This window comes from Salinimonas sediminis (assembly GCF_003429285.1).
GTDB lineage: Bacteria > Pseudomonadota > Gammaproteobacteria > Enterobacterales > Alteromonadaceae > Alteromonas > Alteromonas indica.
Map to the genome: position 1 here is coordinate 3,686,263 of NZ_CP031769.1, position 16,336 is coordinate 3,702,598.

Below are 16,336 nucleotides of genomic sequence, written 5' to 3' on the forward strand. Positions count from 1 at the left end.
TACTAATGCGCTAGAACTTTAGAGAAGAAAGAATACAAGATGAAAAGAAAAAAGCATACATCTGCTGAGGACGAGGCTCAGGTTGACATGACTCCCATGTTGGACATTGTGTTCATCATGTTGATCTTCTTCATTGTTACCACGTCTTTCGTTAAAGAAAAAAGCCTTGACGTAAGCCGCCCTGAAGACAATCAGTCAAACAACAACCAGCCTTCAAAAGCGCTTTCTATCCGTATAGACGAGACCGGCACAATTACAATGGGTGGCCGTGAGGTCGATATCCGTCGGGTTGTGGCGAACGCGCAAACTTATCTGGCTGAAAACAACACCGACACTGCTGCCATTCAAGCTGATGAAAATACAGAAGAAGGTGTAGTAGTTGAAGTAATGAACCAGGTTAAAATAGCGGGTATAGACAAAGTGTCTGTATTGGTTAAAAAAGGCTAAGCCTACGCTGACCCTTTTTAGCTATGAAAAAACGCAGCCTTTTGGCTGCGTTTTTTGTTTGTAGAGTGGATTTTTCGACCCCTAGCGATTAAAATTCAATCAGATGCAGTTCCCGTTTCTTTGATTTGCTTAGTAATTGTTGCCGGGCACGACGGGAGGGAGAGCAGTGATGAAATTCATAAACCAACGGATTGTTACCGTAATCGCAGCCTGTATGGTGTCTTTACCTGCTGTTAGTGCGCCCTTTTACCTAGGTCAGGCTGCCAACTTTAATGCTTATGTATTGGAAAACATGGAAGGCAACGCCTCCGATGTAGAAGGTCGGCTAGCGGTAGGTGGCAATTTAACTCTCGATAACTATGGTCTGGGGTTACAGCTAGCCCCCGATAACCCGCATCCGGTAGTCACCGTAGGCGGTGATGTCAGTATGCGCAATGCCCGAATCTATCATGGTGACGCAGTGGCTGCCGGCGATATAGATATTGATGCCAGTGTGGGCCTGTATGGCACCGATGCTTACCATAATACCCATCAGTTCTATCAGGACAGTAGTTTTGATTTCGCCAGCACCAACGACGAACTTATGTATAAATCATCTTTATGGGGTAGCTATGACGCTACTGCACCCGTTATTGTTGAGGGTGATGGTTCATCGATATGGAACCTGACACTGGCAGGTGATCAGGAAATTAATATATTTTCCATCGATGCCGCCACATTATCAGCATCAGGCAAAGGGATATTTATTGATGTTCCACAAACCAGCTATAACATTATCAATGTGTATGGCGAGTCAGTAGAGTTATTTAATACAGGATTCCATTTAGCTGACGGTAGTAAGTTTCCCGATAACCGACCAGAAGATGGTGCGGCTGGCAGACATGATGGCAGCTATGCTAACAATTTATTGTTTAATTTTGTCAATGCTACCGATTTATCGTTACACGGCATTGGTTTTAAAGGCAGTATTCTGGCGCCATTGGCTGATACATCATTCTTCAATGGGCATATTGATGGCAACTTGATTGTAAAGAATCTAGTTTCTCCTGACGGCGAACAGACCGGACAAATAAATAACTATCGATTTGGCAATATTACTGATATCAGTGAACCAGCTACCCTATCGGTGGCGTTAGGCTTACTAGCCGTATTAGGTCTGCGCCGCCGCTCATTAAAACGCATACCCGGTTGAATGAGATCGATTACGAATTAAAGTGTCGCTGGTAAGCCCCTTAGTGGCACCCGCATGCCACCTTAATTCAATACCAGCCCAGGTACTGCGATATGCCACCGCAAAAGATTGGGTTGCAAAACCGGCTATAGACCAGTGGTTACCCAGCAGGTATTGCCCTTCCAGTGTAAGGTCTGCACTTATACCAGCACTGGTTTGGGCTGCGGTCCAATCACCATTTTGAGTTAGCGGAAACCGATAATACCCTGCTTGCCTGATAGCGTTATAACCTACATTCAGAGCCGCTTTTACCTGTCCAGGCTGCCCTTCCTGCGTCAACAGTTCACTGTATAGCCCAACAGAAAGCAGCATATCAGGACTAAAGTAGCCACCATGGCCACGGGTAAAGCCGCTCGCATTATGCTCAAAGTGCTCAACGCTAACATACGGCCCGACCCGCCAGTAGTCTAACGGCACACTAATGTTAGAAGCAATATCCTGACTTGCATCGAGGCGCAAACTGACATGGCGATTATCAATAACCTTGTCACCGCTATAGCGCTCAATCCTGCCGCTTAGGCTAAGCGCCCATTGAGCTGTTAACAAATGAGAATAAAGACCACGAGCACCGTTTTTATGTACCCCTCCCCAAGCTTGGGGGCTGTTTTCGAACCACGTTGAGCCTTGGCTAAGTAAACTATCCCCCACTCGCTGGCGATATGCCGTTACCGCTAAGGTGGCAGTATCGGTAAACCAAGCCGCGCCTAACTGTCCGGTCAGTCGGGGGGCGACAGGCTGATCTATCAAGCTGTAAGCTATTTCACCATACAAGGTGTGATTTTGCTGTTCATACTTAACATTGGCCATTATTCCGGTATCTTCAAATCCGCTAATACTGCCAAAGTCATCTTGTGTTTGACCCTCACCAAACCACTGGCCGGCATCGGGTATGCCACTGTAAAGCTGCTCATAATCCAGTTGCCCTTGCCACTGTAGCGGCCCGGTTACCTCATTTATGGCTACGTAACCATGAGTTACATCGAAGTTCCCCAGCCCCGCTTCACCACTGCGGCTACGAGCGTCAATACCGGTATACACTGCTAACCGTTGCGGATGCAAAATAGCAACCGCAGCAGGGTTTTGCAGACGCCGCGCCCGTTCAAACTGTTTACGTTGCCACGCTTGGTCAGCAAAGCCACGTCGCACCAGCTTAGCGACCCCGGGATAACGACGCGCAGCCTGCTGCCGCTGTTGGTCACTACTGAGTGATGATACGAGACCTTGTGCGTAGCGTTCATCATCGGGATAGTCTTCCAACAGTTGGGCAAATATCGAGCGCGCGCTGCGCGGTCGGCCGGCCGCTAAATAGGCCCAGCCAAGTAATGCTTGTTCGCCTTCACGCAACGCTCTGCGTTGAGCAATATGCTGGGCGGCCTGGATACTGGCGATGTATTGTTCCGCGGCGTACTCACTAGCTTGGGTCGAGGCCAGTGCGTCGGTACAGAATATGGCTAACGGGGGGCTATTGTCATTCTCACAGGCTAGCTGTTGCGCTTGCTCAGATTGTCCGTTTTGCTGGAGTGCCAACACTTTGCCATAAACAAAGTCGGCCGCAGCAAATCGTTTGTAAGCGACTGAGTATTGCTGGTTGTTGTATGCCTGCCAACCAATGGCTTCAATCGCCCCGGTTATATCGTAGCCAGGATACCGATGAACTAACTCGGCTAAACGCTCAGCATCCGGTTGGGCTGCCGCGTCGCTAACCAGGCCATCTATGCAAGCCTGAATACCGTCACGGACCTTGTCATTTGCGCGTATCAACTGAGCCTGTTCAAACTGTTGTAACGCTTTAGCGTAATATTGTTGTTGATAATACAGCCAGCCTACCTGAATGTAGTAATCTACCCGATTGGCCTGACTTGCCAGGTTGGCCGCCAAAGCTAACGTAGACTCTGCGACTGCTATTTGTTGAGCATGACTTAGCTGACTGAGTTTCCCAAACAGGTGTGCGGCAGTCTCGGTAGTGGCAGCCGGCGAATCTGGGGCAACCTGGAAATTATTGGCACGCTCCACCGTATTAGCGGAAAGCGCGGCCAAGGCTTCACGTAATTCGGAGGCAGGCTGCCATTGCGGATGAGCCTGCTGTAAACGGACCATCTCAGCTTCAGCCAGTGCGTACTGGCGCTGCCGAATATGAAACCAGATACCGGTAGTATCGGGCTGGGTGGAGAATTGCAAAGACGGCAGCGCTGACGATTGGGTGTCATAGTCAGTAATGACTTGCGCCTGACCTACCGGCAAGATAAAAAAACTGCTAACACAGCACCCGGTAATCCACCGCATTACCGGTTATCCTGTAAGCTCAAGTGACTAAGCATTATTAAGCTGGAAGAAAAATAATCTTCGTCATCATCCAGGTTAAGTTGTGGCTTATCGGAAGTATCGCCACTGCGATAATTAACCACCTCAGAGATTGCTCGCATACCGTTGGTCCATCGATAATCCGCTTCGTCGCCGGTAGCCAGGTTAAGCGTGGCGGGTACCACCTGCTGGGTTTGCCAAAACGTTTTGTAAGGTGCCAGCAAAGCGGTGCGGCTTGGATCTTGCCATACCAAATGCAGCGGTATACGACAGGCATTAAATCCGTACACCGTATTCACCGCCCCGGCCACACTCAATTCCCCCTGCTTTAACCACATCCAATCGCCGGGCAAACCCGGGCTACGTTCCGCCACCTGCGCCAGCAAAGCCATTCCGCTTTCGTTTAGTTGTTGCCATACAGGCGCCTCCGTGACCTCATAGAAGTCAGCGAAGGCAGGAAATATCCAATAAGACAGATTCAGCTGGATCGCGTTGTTGTCAACAAAACCCTGCTCAGCGGGTAACAAAAGCGTACGGCCCTGACGCTCTACAATAAGCTTGTTTTCTATTACCGATAAAATGGTCATCGCCTGCTGTTTGTAGGTTGGGCTATCCCATACCTTACTAGCCCGCAACAAAGCCCAAGCAATAAGAATATCACCATCACTGGCATTATTGGGATCATCCACACAGGCTGCATTTTGCTGTGGGCAAGGCCGATATCGCCAGCTGAATAAGCCGTCAGCGCGCTGTAGTGTCTGCTGAGTCCATTGCCAAAGCTCGTCGAAACGAACTTTGTCTCCAGCAGCGGCGGCAAATAGCATTGCATAGCCCTGCCCTTCACTGTGCGATACATTGTCATTACCGGTATCGATGATCCGGCCTTCGCTATAAAACGTTGCCGCGTACCGTTGCCAATCCTGGGCAAAAGGCGTATCGGTACGCTTGTTACAAGCTAACAGCGCGCAACAACCAATTATTACTAACAGGGCTTTTACACTATCCATTACCAATCTTCCGTCACTGCCTGATTGCGGCGTTTTAATAACACTACCGCCAGCCAGGTACATAATACAATCAGGAAGGCCACCGCTATTAGCCAGTACCAAGGATTATTGGACAACCACAAACGCAGCGACAATAAACGGTTATCAGCCTCACCTAATTCAAACTGCGGGGCCACCTGCATGGCAATCAGCGGCTGAGAAGAATTCTCCCAGCTAAAGAAATCTCCCGCTAATTGCCCCCATAGCTCCAGGCTCACTAAATCGTTTATGCGCTCAGTGAGCTGGGCCGGCGTTTGCGCGGCAATTAAGTACAAATTACCTGTACTCTCAGCCAAGGGGTTTTTCCGTGCCAGTAGTACGGCCATATCTCCCAGACTACTCTGCTGATTCGTCACCCCGCTAATTTTTAACGCATCATGACGACGGTTATCGGAAAGCTTATGAATACGATTGTGCAGTTCATTTTGCAATCGGTATGGCCACTGTTTGGTACTGGCCAGCGATGCTTCATAATGGGTCAAAAATTCATCAGACATTGTTTCAGGCGTGGCTAATACCACCGCATCGTCAGTTAGTTGCTTCGGTATATCCGCATACAGGGATAATTCAGGCAGTACTGCTCCGGCCGTTTGAGCTAACTTACCCAACAGAGTAAGCCCCGCCCCGGTTAGGCTCGGTGTACTCAAATACACGCCGGCAGGATGGTTTTGCTGGTAGCGTGCAAAAGGAAAACCTGTATCGCGAAACAATGCCAAACTTGGCTGAGTAGCTACATTGCCCGCTTCGGGTAAGTCAATTGTAGAGGTATTTCTTACCTGGAATACCATGTGTTTACCACCGACATCATCACACGGCTGGCCGGTCAGCGGCGCACGCATATTTACCACAAAATCCAGTAAGTTCAGCCCGCCCTGTAGATGCCTGGCCGGTATCGTAAGCTGATAGCGACGATAAGACTCCCCGTTGACGTTATCCAACGGCCGGCCATGCACCAACTCGTCATTTATCAGAATATTCATCATTGAGCCTGGCCCCAGCGCAGCACCATAGCCAAAATCAAGATTCAGCCTAACACTGGCACTTTCTGGGACATAAAAGTCGGCGGGTAGCAATAATGCTATCTGTTGGGTAAAACTGTCCTCGCCGCGAAACTCGATATTATCCTGGCCCATCTGTGCAAAGCTATAGGTTTGGTCGGGCCGTAATATATGGGCAGCCAATGCCGAGAAAGGTTGTTCGTTAGCCGTACGCTCGACCACAATATCAGCATCGGGATTTAACTCATCATCCATTAATGCAAGCGTAAGCGCCGCGCGGCGCACCTCATCAGCATCGCGTCCGGATACCACCAGCCGTATACCTGCAGCGACTAACTGTTGGTTGTTTACAGTCACCTCCGGGGTAGCTTCGACCCCAATATAAGCGCCGGTGATTTTCGCCTGCGTGGCACCACTAAGATACGGCGCCAGGTTGTCTTTGGTGCCTGCCAGCACATGCAGTGGCTGGGCTGCGCTGGGTTGAGTATACCAACTGCTGTTGTAGTATTGTTGGGTTAGCGTGTCATCCCACTGTGCTTCTCCTGGCAGGGCTGGCAAGGGGGTTTGTGGGGTGACTGAAGTATGGGTTACCTGTAAAGGTACGTACTGATTACGCAGTGCTAACGCCTGGGCTATCAGCGGCAGCGTCTGTTGGGTTACAAGCGGACTGCCTGTTCGGGGTGTCACCATATTTACCGTCCGCTGTCCGCCGATTCCCGGGGCAAACCAACCGGATAAAGCCTTTAGTGACAAGGCCGTCGTAACCGGCTCAGTTGTAATAGTTAATATTGAGTCATGCAGATGAATTTCGCTCCATAACTCTGGTGCATTGCCATCAACACACTGATTAGCATAATGTTGGCTTACCGCTAAAGTAAGATTGTTGAAACCCGGCCGCCAAAGTTCCGCCGGCACCGTAACAGTGGAGGTAGAACGGGTGCGTTGGGGATCAAACTGAATCTGCCCTACAGTGGCATTATTGAAACGGACGTTCAAAATGGAGCGCTTTTCAATAAGCGCGGCTGAACTCACCACTGACAGGGTTATCTGAGAGGCGACGACCTGTTGCCGGCCAGCCAGAGGTATAGACAATGTTTTATCAGCACGTTTGCCTTCGAGCCGTAAAACCGGGTCCTCGGTAGAATAATCAGAGAGTTTGATTTCTGCCACACTACCTGCGTGCGCGCTCAGACAAAATATGATTCCTGCCAGCAGCACCCCGATATTATATTGCATATTATTTTCCCTTCGTTATCACCCACTGCTGCCACAATTCTTTTATTTGCATAGCCATATGTTGGAGCACAGGTCTGAAACTAACCTTCAATACATGTCGCATGCCATACCAATAGGAAATCGGTCGAGTGCGGCGTCGCTGAAAGCTCTTCCAACGCCGACTATCGCCCATAGTATAGGCCACGACATCATCCCAAACCGCATCACTGGTCCGATCAAAACTGAAGCGCACGATACCAGAGAGCGGATCATGGAATAAAACCCAACATGGTATACTGACATTTCGGCCCAGCGAGCGACACCAGCCTATAAGCTTGACCTCGCCCGGCAATGATTGCTGGCGGGCATGAATTTTTGCTTTTCCCCCGCCTAGTGACAAGTCCAGCATACTGCCCACCCAGGCTCGCCCTGCCGAGTCCTGTAGGGTTACTTCATCATTGGCTGGCAAACGCGCTTGCCCCCTTACTTGGCGTTGCTCTATCAGCACACTTAGCACACTGAATAGCAATAATAGATTAAACGTATTCCATAACAACACGATAACCGTTAAATCGCGGGTAAGTGGCTCTGACACCATTTTGTGAAGGCCCACTATAAGCCCTAATACCACCACAGCAATTAGACCATAGAATATGCCGGCCAGAGGTGAAATATACTCACGTACCAAGCTTTCACCTTTGGGGGTTACCACAAAGGACGGCGCGCGTGGGTTCCTGAACACCTTCAGTAAGGCCTTTAATGTAAAAGTACATTGTAAAATTTCATATAATTCAGAAACTAACGGCCATCGGGTGCGGCCGAATAACAGTGTTGAAAGCTGGTAGGTGGCAATGACGTGCGGCACGGTATAAGCCAATATTTCCTGTAGAGATGCGTGGTAAATTTGTAAATCGAACAACAGATAGGTTAATGGCATTAGCAGAAAAATTATTCTGGCAAAGGGAAACAACCAAAATAGTATTGAACTTAGATAGCCCAGCCGCTGAGCCCAATTTAACCCCGCCCCCCGGTAGGGTTTTTTAAGCAGTAAAATTTGCGTCATACCCTGCGCCCAGCGCATCCGCTGCGTAACAAACGCATCGAGCGTTTCGGGGGCCAGCCCGCTGACCATTGGCCGGTTCACGTAAACCGACTCATAACCCATGGCATGCAGGTCATAGGCAGTCTCGGCATCTTCGGTAACGGAGTGGCCCGACAAACCATTGACCCGTTCTAAATGCGTCCGTCGCAACACCGCAGCCGAGCCACAGAAGAAAGAAGCATTCCAGAAATCCAGACCTCTTTGGATGGTCCCGTAGAACATATCGTTTTCCGATGGCATACGGGTGAAGGCTGAAAAGTAATTACGCTCCACCGGATCAGGGTTCGCCATAAAATGCGGCGTTTGAACCAGAAACACTTTTTCATTATCGATTAACCATGGCACGGTGCGTTCTAAAAAATCTGCCGTGGGGACATGGTCCGCATCTAAAATGACAATAAGATCACTGAAGGTATGCGGTAGTGCGCTGTTGATATTGCCGGCTTTGGCATTTACGTTTTCATCGCGGGTGTGGTAGCACACGCCAAGTTGCTGGCACATTGCGCGTAAGGTTTGCTGGCGCACCCGCGCCTTACGCGCGGCAAGGGCATTAGGCTGATGCTGTTTTTGCCGTGTCCCCCCATCATCCAGCAAGTGAATGTGCAACTTATGTTCAGGGTAATGAAGCTGTAACGCCGCACGTAGCGTGACCTCAAGGATATCAGCATCTTCGTTGTAGGTGGGCACAAAGACATCAACGCTGGGCAATTCGGCAGAGGTATAGCCAGCTAAATCCCGCTCGGGTCGGCTGAGAGGAAAAATGTTTACAATACAGCTGATAATATGGGTTATCGAAGCATACACCTCGGCCAGATAAAGTACCCATGCCGCTGCCAGCGACCACCATTCAACGGCATTAAGGGTGAAGAAGCCGCGCCACAATATGTAGCGCACAGTCAGCGCTAGCCCAAGGAGCACGGCTAAAACCCGAAAATAAAGCCGGTACCGATGGAAAAAAGAAGACTCATTGCTGGCGAAATGAATAACGGCAAGGATGGTAAATGCGACAAACAATTGGGCGAATGCATCCATCGGTGCCGCCAGCACTGCCCCCAAAATACACAGGCACAGGAGAAAGAAGCCGCTGTACCCTAAAAACCAACGTTTTGTGGGGCGAGTATTGTTCAAATTAGCGTTCCGTTAGTGACACCTGGGTAACCGCGGTATAAGTGCTACGGTTGATCAAAATCAACGCATCGTCGGTGTATTCCACTTCATGATTACTTTCATAGAATTTTCGTGAGAGTTTGTCCCTATGGCGGCGACACTCTTTACTGAACAATAATATGAATGGCAGAAAACCCATAGTCATCAGTAACAATGTCACCTGCGCAATGAACAGCCAACCAGCAGTGACGGGCGCGACATACAGCGAAAACCCAGTTAATAACGCAAAAACCACTATAATCGCGTACCCGACGGCACGCAATCGCTGTGCACGGTGCAGCTGTTTTTCCGCATCGCGTAATAATCGCAAGCGCGAATTCCAGCGCAGTTCCAAGCTATAGGCACTGGTTTGGCCATTGTGAAGGCGGATTTGTTCACGACCAAACAGCGGGGTTATGTTCGGCTGGGCATAGCGAAAGGCTAAAAGCGCGGTATCATCAGGCGGCATAGCGACATCTCAAGGTCTGTGACCTATGAGTGTATAAAATCAATGTCCGGCGTTAAATCGCACAACAAATACCCGGTTATGCTATAAAATACCGTTTGTATACTTTGGTATAAATTTTACGCTTTTCGCCATACCGGCAATTCACCCGCCTGGTACATTTTAACAAAGATACTGATTAAATTACTGATATTAAAAATAGTTCCAAATATACTGCCGACCGACACGGCATAAATGAGCCCTAGTATTTCGGCCAGTACAAACCATCTTCTTATCTTAGCCGCATCCTGTATTACAATAGACCCGACGGTAAAGATAAGCGACGATGCATAGGCAATAAAAATCATCGGGCCGTGGTGTAATACAAACCATTCAAGCAGTAAAAATACAATGTTTAGGGCAACAAAAAAGTACACTATGGCGTTGTTACGATAACGCAGGGCGATGATATTCCGTATACTGGCCATAGCACACCCCACGCCGGCGGCCATAGCGTCCAGCATAAAAAAATGCAGGCTTACACTGCACAATGCTATTGCCGAAAGAAGCCGATAATGATTAACCTCATTTTGACGATACCCGATAAAATTAAACACTACGGCAATAGCGCCCAACGCTTCTGCAACCAGTTGCATATAATTCCTGCAATAAATAATAAAATAACGGTAAACAAGCCGTTAGGGCTCGCTGATTAGTTACCCACCCTACGTTACAGGCATCGTACCTGGGCAATGTAAAACAATACGTAACCGGGCCGGTTTAGTGCACTGCCATATGTGGTGCCCTAAGCCAATGCGTTGATTTAGTAAACTTCCCATGTTTACGGCCAGTTTAAAACGCCAGATAAAACGGTTGGCATAAGGCTTTGTACTGGTCGGTGTACTGATTCTGGGCGTCGCGAATGTTCAACTCCTCACTACTAAGGCGGTAATGGCGGGCAAAAACGAAGGTCAAAGCAATTACATGGGCCGGCTTTGTGAACGTACTTTTAAGCGCCAACCTGGCTTTTACCGCTAACCCATACTGCGCGGCTACGGCGGTAATTTGGGCTTCCTGTCCGGCCGGGTATAGGCAACTAAAATGTCCTGCCTGGTCCAGTAAGCCAGCTACCGCAGTAAAGAGCTGCGTGGGCGGTAAGGCTGTTTGTTGGCGCGCGGTTTGCCGCTGCTTAGTTTGTGGCAGGTGGCTATGCTCACCCACGCCACTGGAAGTAAAATAAGGGGGGTTACACACAATACTATCGAATTTTTCGCTGCTGGCATACGCGTCCAGCCCACGATGAATAATCCTGATATCTTCCGGCCACGGGCTCTGCGCCACATTTTGCCAACTTTGCTGCACAGCGGGTTCATCTATATCAATACCAATAACCTCGCTGCCCGGGCCGGCGCGCTGACGTAACATCAAACAGAGCAACCCACTGCCACAGCCAATATCAAGGTGCCGCCCGCCCTCGGCTACCGGCGCCCAGCTGCCCAGCACTAAAGAGTCTGTCCCTACTTTCATGGCACACAGGTCATGACCGACAAAAAATTGCTTACACTGAAATCCTTGTGGCATAGGCTAAAACAGCTGTAAGGAGATCATTTTAGCGGCCACTTCACGAGCGTAAACCGGCCGATATTTACTTAATGACCCCACTAATACTCTTCGCAATAGCGGTGCCAATTTCTGACCAAATTCCTCGAGTGGACGCGAAGATGCTCGTGAGCCTAATAAAAGGGAGGGCCGGACCGCGCTGGCGTGCGTAAGTTGAGGCATTCGCATTATGGCGTTTTCCAGTTCGCCTTTAACCCGTAAATAAAACTGTTTGCTATTAGCATTGGCCCCCACACTTGAAATCCACACAAAACCATCGCATCGTTGCGCCCGGCTAAGTTGTGCAGCTACATGTACATATTCAAAATCAACTTTACGAAAAGCAGCCCGGCTTCCAGCCTGTTTTAAGGTAGTGCCTAAACAGCAATACACGTGATTAACATTAAAATAACCCTGATAATCCTGCAGTTGATCGTAATCAATCACCATCGGTTGTAATTTTCTGTCAGGATCATCAAACAGGTTAGCCGCCACCGGACGACGAACCAGACAGATTACAGCGCTATATCGCGCATCTGTTAACAATTGTTGCACCAGTGCTTGGCCAACCAAACCAGTGGCACCAAGAACTAAAGCGGTTTTATTGCCTGTCACCTTGTGTCATCCTTTTAACAACAGATAACTATCACAGCCTAAAGCGTAGATAATAATGAAAAAAGCGTTAATGATTGGAGCCATGATGATGCTCAGCAGCGCCGTATCGGCCAACACACTTACTATAGAACGAATTTTTGAATCCCCTTCTTTGGAAGGTAACGCCCCGCGTAATCTTAAAGTATCTCCTGACGGACAGCGAGTGACATTTCTTAAAGGTAAAGAAACTGACTACGACCAGCTGGATTTGTGGGAATACCATATAGCCTCTGGCACGACACGAATGCTATTCGACTCAGCTGACCTTGCCGCCACCGATGAAGAGTTGTCAGATGAAGAAAAAGCGCGCCGTGAACGCATGCGGCTGTCTGGCAGCGGTATTGTCAGTTATGAGTGGTCACAGGACGGTTCAGCCTTGTTGTTCCCACTTGGAGGTGATGTTTACTATCATAAACTAGGTGAAAAAGGGGCCAAGCAGTTACTCGATACTGACACGTTTGAAACCGATATACGGCTGTCTCCGCAAGGTAATTTCATCTCGTTTATACGCGATCAAAACCTATATATAAAAAATATTAAAACCGGCAAAGAGCAAGCTATCACCACTGAAGGTGGTGGGCCGGTGAAAATGGGTATGGCCGAATTTGTTGCCCAAGAAGAAATGGGCCGCATGACTGGCTACTGGTGGGCCAACGACGAAAGCCATATTGCGTTTACCAAAGTTGATGAAACGCCGGTAGATATTATCACCCGGTCTGAAATTTACGCCAACGAAATCAAAATGATTGAACAGCGCTACCCCATGGCGGGCACAGCGAACGTTGATATAGCGCTAGCCGTACAAAACATCGATACAGGCAAACGCCAGTGGGTCGATTTAGGCAAAGATAAAGATATTTATCTAGCTCGGGTAGACTGGATGCCAGACAATCAAACCCTGACCTACCAGTGGCAAACTCGCGATCAGCAAAAACTGGCATTAAAAGCCTACAATATTGCTACCCAAGACCAGCGAGTGCTACTAACGGAAAACAGCGATACTTGGGTGAATTTGCATGATGATCTGACTTTTTTGGCAGGCGGTGAACAGTTTATCTGGGCCTCTGAGCGCGATGGGTATAAGCACCTGTATCTATTTGATAAAACAGGCTCTCTAATACGACAATTAACTTCTGGTGACTGGGTTGTAGAGGCTGTAGAAGCGGTCGACGAAAAGAATGGAAAAGTTTATTTTACCGGCCGCAAAGACACGCCGCTGGAAAGCCACCTATATCAGGTAGGTATAAAAGGCGGTGAGATAAGCCGTATATCCAAACGTGAAGGCTACCACCATGTCAGTTTTGCCAAAGATGCCTCTATCTACGTTGACCAGTTTTCTACCGCTAACCATCCGGCACAGGTTAGTCTGCATCAGTCTAGCGGTCAGCAAATTACCTGGCTTGAAGAAAACAAGGTAGATGAAAACCACCCCCTATCGCCCTATATGGAAAACTGGCATGAGCCAGAATTTGGCACACTTACCACCGCTGACAATACCACCCTACACTACCGCCTATACAAGCCCGACAATCTGCAGCAAAAGCATCCGGCTATTGTTTACCTGTATGGCGGGCCACATGCTCAGATGGTAACAAACAGCTGGGGCGGCAACCGTGGGCTGCTAATGCAATACTGGGTGAGCCAGGGTTACGTGGTATTCACTATTGATAACCGCGGCTCAAACTACCGTGGGAAGGCATTTGAAGACCCTATCTACAAAAAAATGGGCACTGTGGAAGTAGATGATCAGGTCACTGGGGCTAAATTTTTGCAAAGCCTGCCTTATGTAGATGGTGAGCGAATAGGCGTACACGGCCATAGCTATGGTGGATATATGACATTGATGACTATGTTTAAAGCACCAGACTACTTTAAAGCAGGTGTTTCAGGCGCGCCTGTAACCGACTGGCGTTTATATGATACCCATTATACGGAACGCTACATGGGCAATCCGCAAACAGACGAGAAGGCCTACACCGACTCATCAGTCTTTCCCTACGCCAGCGATTTGCAGGGCGATTTATTGATTTACCATGGCATGGCCGATGATAACGTACTGTTTACTCACAGTACGCGTTTGTACAAGCACCTGCAGGATGAAGCTATTACGTTCGATACCATGGATTATCCAGGTAAAAAACACAGTATCCGGGGTAAACAAACCGGCATTCATTTGTACAAGACTATCACTAATTTCTTCAACCGCACGTTGCAGCCATAGCAATAACACCACAGGGGCCCCAGGCCCCTGTAATTTTTTATCGGGTCAAACCCTAAAACATCATATTGGCCAACGTCTTCTGTACACCGGTAGCAGCTTTTTTACTCAGCTCAACTTTTTGCGCCTCGTCTTGACCGGATACCCATATTCGCAATTCGGAATCCGTATCAAAATGGCCTGCGGTTTCGACACTAAACTGGGTTATCGACTTATAGGGTATAGATAGATAATGGACTTTTCGTCCGCTCAGCCCTTGTTTATCGATAAGAATCACCCGCGCCGAAGTAAATACAATCAAGTCACGGATTAGCCGATAAGCTGTCGTTATATTTTCCGCATCGCCCAGCACCGGCTCAAGCTGTTCGCGAACCTCTTCAATATCGACTTCACTAGCATTACCCATCAGGGTGTCTAACAGTCCCATGGTATTATCCTTTTCATAATTAGCCTGGCTGGGCTCATCTTAGTCCTGTTTGAACCCTTTACGCCACTATCATTTGGTTAAATGCGCTATTCCACCCTAACATACAGGTGGCGCTGATGTGACAATCGGTCTTGCGCCAAAACATGTGCATGGCTTTTAGCGGTTGGTCTTACTTCCGAAGACCTAGAGCCTTTACCTTCCGCTTCATTTTCGCCGGCGTTAGCCTATAGAACTTGGCGGCGCCGCCAGATTTTAACTGCTACCCTGGCGGCGAAACTAGCTGGCCAGAGCGCTGCCCAGGGCATTTATGGCGGGTTTTAAAACCCTCGCTTTATATAGCCACTATATTAGTGTCAACGCGGTTTTGGTTTACCGTGCCGGGCCATTGATAATGCAGGATAAGCCTCGGCCAACGCTTGCACCGCGGGGCTGAAAAGACTATGTTAGGCTGCTTAAAATAAACTCCCGATACAGGTATCCTGACCCTTGATGGCACAGCCAAACTTCGATGATATTCTTGCTGCGGCGCGCCGCCTTGAAGGCAAAGTAAAACGTACACCACTATTGGAATCCTCGCTGCTAAACAAGTGGCTGGGCCATCGCATATTGTTTAAAGCGGAATGCCTACAAACGATCGGCGCCTTTAAGTTGCGCGGCGCCCTTAATGTATTAGCCAAGTGTGCAGAAAACGATTGTCTGCCTACTCGAGTGGTGGCCAATAGTTCTGGTAATCATGCACAGGCTGTCGCCTATGCTGCTACTCTGTTTAAGATTCCGGCTACTATCTTCGCCGCGGACACCATCTCCCCGATTAAAGCAGCGGCAACCCGCAGTTATGGCGCCCAGCTTAAGCTATTCGAGAACCGCGTGTTGGCAGATGCCGCTGTGCAACAGGCGGCTAGCGAGCCAGGTACCTTATGGATTCCGCCGTTTAATGATAACGATGTGATAGCAGGGCAAGGCACGGCAACTTATGAGGCGTTGCAAGATGCCGGACAGGTTGATGCGGTATTTGGCCCCTGTGGCGGTGGTGGTCTGCTTAGCGGAGCACTTATCGCCACCCGGGCGATGCAACCTGAAGCCGTGGTTATTGGCGCCGAACCAGAACAGGCTAATGATGCATCCCGCTCTTTACAAAGCGGAATTATCGAGCATTTGCCTAGACCAGCAAAAACGCTGGCAGACGGCGCCGCCACGCCTAGTGTGGGTGAGCTTACCTTTACCTGGCTACAACAATTGGACGATTTTTACGAAGTTAACGAAGTGCAAATAGCATACTGGACTCAGTGGCTACAACACTTACTAAAAGTACATGTAGAACCTACCAGCGCATTGTCGATGGCAGCAGTTACGGCGTGGGCGGTGGAGAACCCTACGCCCAAAACGGCGTTGGTGATGTTATCTGGCGGCAATATAAGTGCCTCAGGTATGCAACAAATCTGGCAACAGGATTATTTGTTACAACCCCCTAATTTAACTGAACAGGATGATGCGAATGCGTAAGCTT

At 49.0% G+C, this 16,336-nt stretch carries 13 protein-coding genes; 4 read left to right on the top strand and 9 right to left on the bottom strand.

Features of this window, described 5'->3' with window-relative positions; genetic code table 11:
- Nucleotides 1-39 precede the first annotated feature (39 nt).
- Nucleotides 40-447, top strand: a complete 408-nt coding sequence (locus tag D0Y50_RS16165) for an ExbD/TolR family protein (protein WP_117317960.1) — start codon at nt 40-42, stop codon at nt 445-447.
- Nucleotides 448-616: 169 nt separating this feature from the next.
- Complete coding sequence (locus tag D0Y50_RS16170) at nt 617-1,639, top strand: choice-of-anchor A family protein (RefSeq protein ID WP_117317962.1); 1,023 nt, start codon at nt 617-619, stop codon at nt 1,637-1,639.
- Here the strand turns inward: D0Y50_RS16170 and D0Y50_RS16175 are convergent.
- The 8 genes from D0Y50_RS16175 to D0Y50_RS16210 form a co-directional block, all read right to left on the bottom strand.
- Nucleotides 1,619-3,961 (bottom strand): cellulose synthase subunit BcsC-related outer membrane protein, encoded by a 2,343-nt coding sequence (locus D0Y50_RS16175; RefSeq protein ID WP_117317964.1) that lies wholly within the window; start codon nt 3,959-3,961, stop codon nt 1,619-1,621. The genes D0Y50_RS16170 and D0Y50_RS16175 overlap by 21 nt on opposite strands.
- Nucleotides 3,961-4,986: a glycosyl hydrolase family 8 gene (locus D0Y50_RS16180; protein WP_170145533.1), complete on the bottom strand. Its 1,026-nt coding sequence runs from the start codon at nt 4,984-4,986 to the stop codon at nt 3,961-3,963. Before D0Y50_RS16180 ends, D0Y50_RS16175 begins: the two co-directional genes overlap by 1 nt.
- Nucleotides 4,986-7,259 carry a cellulose biosynthesis cyclic di-GMP-binding regulatory protein BcsB gene (locus D0Y50_RS16185; RefSeq protein ID WP_117317968.1) on the bottom strand — a complete coding sequence of 758 codons (2,274 nt, stop codon included), beginning with the start codon at nt 7,257-7,259 and terminating at the stop codon, nt 4,986-4,988. The genes D0Y50_RS16180 and D0Y50_RS16185 overlap by 1 nt, the downstream gene beginning before the upstream one ends.
- Before the next feature lies 1 nt (nt 7,260).
- A complete protein-coding gene (bcsA, locus tag D0Y50_RS16190; protein WP_117317970.1) occupies nt 7,261-9,372 on the bottom strand; it encodes a UDP-forming cellulose synthase catalytic subunit in 2,112 nt (703 codons plus the stop codon).
- A 97-nt stretch (nt 9,373-9,469) separates the two neighbouring features.
- Nucleotides 9,470-9,955 carry a hypothetical protein gene (locus tag D0Y50_RS16195; RefSeq protein WP_117317973.1) on the bottom strand — a complete coding sequence of 162 codons (486 nt, stop codon included), beginning with the start codon at nt 9,953-9,955 and terminating at the stop codon, nt 9,470-9,472.
- A gap of 116 nt (nt 9,956-10,071) precedes the next feature.
- Entirely contained in the window at nt 10,072-10,587 is a 516-nt protein-coding gene (locus D0Y50_RS16200; RefSeq protein ID WP_117317975.1) for a YgjV family protein, read from the bottom strand.
- Between the two features lie 196 nt (nt 10,588-10,783).
- Nucleotides 10,784-11,458, bottom strand: coding sequence for a tRNA1(Val) (adenine(37)-N6)-methyltransferase (locus D0Y50_RS16205; RefSeq protein WP_170145534.1), 675 nt, complete (start codon nt 11,456-11,458; stop codon nt 10,784-10,786).
- A gap of 57 nt (nt 11,459-11,515) precedes the next feature.
- Nucleotides 11,516-12,145 (bottom strand): NAD-dependent epimerase/dehydratase family protein, encoded by a 630-nt coding sequence (locus tag D0Y50_RS16210; protein WP_117317979.1) that lies wholly within the window; start codon nt 12,143-12,145, stop codon nt 11,516-11,518.
- A 55-nt stretch (nt 12,146-12,200) separates the two neighbouring features.
- Here D0Y50_RS16210 and D0Y50_RS16215 point away from each other — a divergent pair, with 55 nt between their 5' ends.
- Nucleotides 12,201-14,405 carry a S9 family peptidase gene (locus D0Y50_RS16215; protein WP_117317981.1) on the top strand — a complete coding sequence of 735 codons (2,205 nt, stop codon included), beginning with the start codon at nt 12,201-12,203 and terminating at the stop codon, nt 14,403-14,405.
- Between the two features lie 52 nt (nt 14,406-14,457).
- On the opposite strand, the gene D0Y50_RS16220 is transcribed toward D0Y50_RS16215, so the two are convergent.
- A complete protein-coding gene (locus D0Y50_RS16220) occupies nt 14,458-14,829 on the bottom strand; it encodes a PH domain-containing protein (protein WP_108568401.1) in 372 nt (123 codons plus the stop codon).
- A gap of 489 nt (nt 14,830-15,318) precedes the next feature.
- Between D0Y50_RS16220 and D0Y50_RS16225 the strand changes: the two genes are divergently transcribed.
- Nucleotides 15,319-16,332, top strand: a complete 1,014-nt coding sequence (locus D0Y50_RS16225; protein WP_176582461.1) for a serine/threonine dehydratase — start codon at nt 15,319-15,321, stop codon at nt 16,330-16,332.
- Nucleotides 16,333-16,336: the final 4 nt, after the last annotated feature.

Bases quoted from the DNA above. Each gene is read 5' to 3' on its own strand.
- D0Y50_RS16180 (WP_170145533.1), bottom strand. From the start codon at position 4,986: ATGGATAGTGTAAAAGCCCTGTTAGTAATAATTGGTTGTTGCGCGCTG.
- D0Y50_RS16170 (WP_117317962.1), top strand. From the start codon at position 617: ATGAAATTCATAAACCAACGGATTGTTACCGTAATCGCAGCCTGTATG.
- D0Y50_RS16220 (WP_108568401.1), bottom strand. From the start codon at position 14,829: ATGGGACTGTTAGACACCCTGATGGGTAATGCTAGTGAAGTCGATATT.
- D0Y50_RS16165 (WP_117317960.1), top strand. From the start codon at position 40: ATGAAAAGAAAAAAGCATACATCTGCTGAGGACGAGGCTCAGGTTGAC.
- D0Y50_RS16225 (WP_176582461.1), top strand. From the start codon at position 15,319: ATGGCACAGCCAAACTTCGATGATATTCTTGCTGCGGCGCGCCGCCTT.
- D0Y50_RS16195 (WP_117317973.1), bottom strand. From the start codon at position 9,955: ATGCCGCCTGATGATACCGCGCTTTTAGCCTTTCGCTATGCCCAGCCG.
- D0Y50_RS16185 (WP_117317968.1), bottom strand. From the start codon at position 7,259: ATGCAATATAATATCGGGGTGCTGCTGGCAGGAATCATATTTTGTCTG.
- D0Y50_RS16205 (WP_170145534.1), bottom strand. From the start codon at position 11,458: ATGAAAGTAGGGACAGACTCTTTAGTGCTGGGCAGCTGGGCGCCGGTA.
- D0Y50_RS16215 (WP_117317981.1), top strand. From the start codon at position 12,201: ATGAAAAAAGCGTTAATGATTGGAGCCATGATGATGCTCAGCAGCGCC.
- D0Y50_RS16175 (WP_117317964.1), bottom strand. From the start codon at position 3,961: ATGCGGTGGATTACCGGGTGCTGTGTTAGCAGTTTTTTTATCTTGCCG.
- bcsA (WP_117317970.1), bottom strand. From the start codon at position 9,372: ATGGATGCATTCGCCCAATTGTTTGTCGCATTTACCATCCTTGCCGTT.
- D0Y50_RS16200 (WP_117317975.1), bottom strand. From the start codon at position 10,587: ATGCAACTGGTTGCAGAAGCGTTGGGCGCTATTGCCGTAGTGTTTAAT.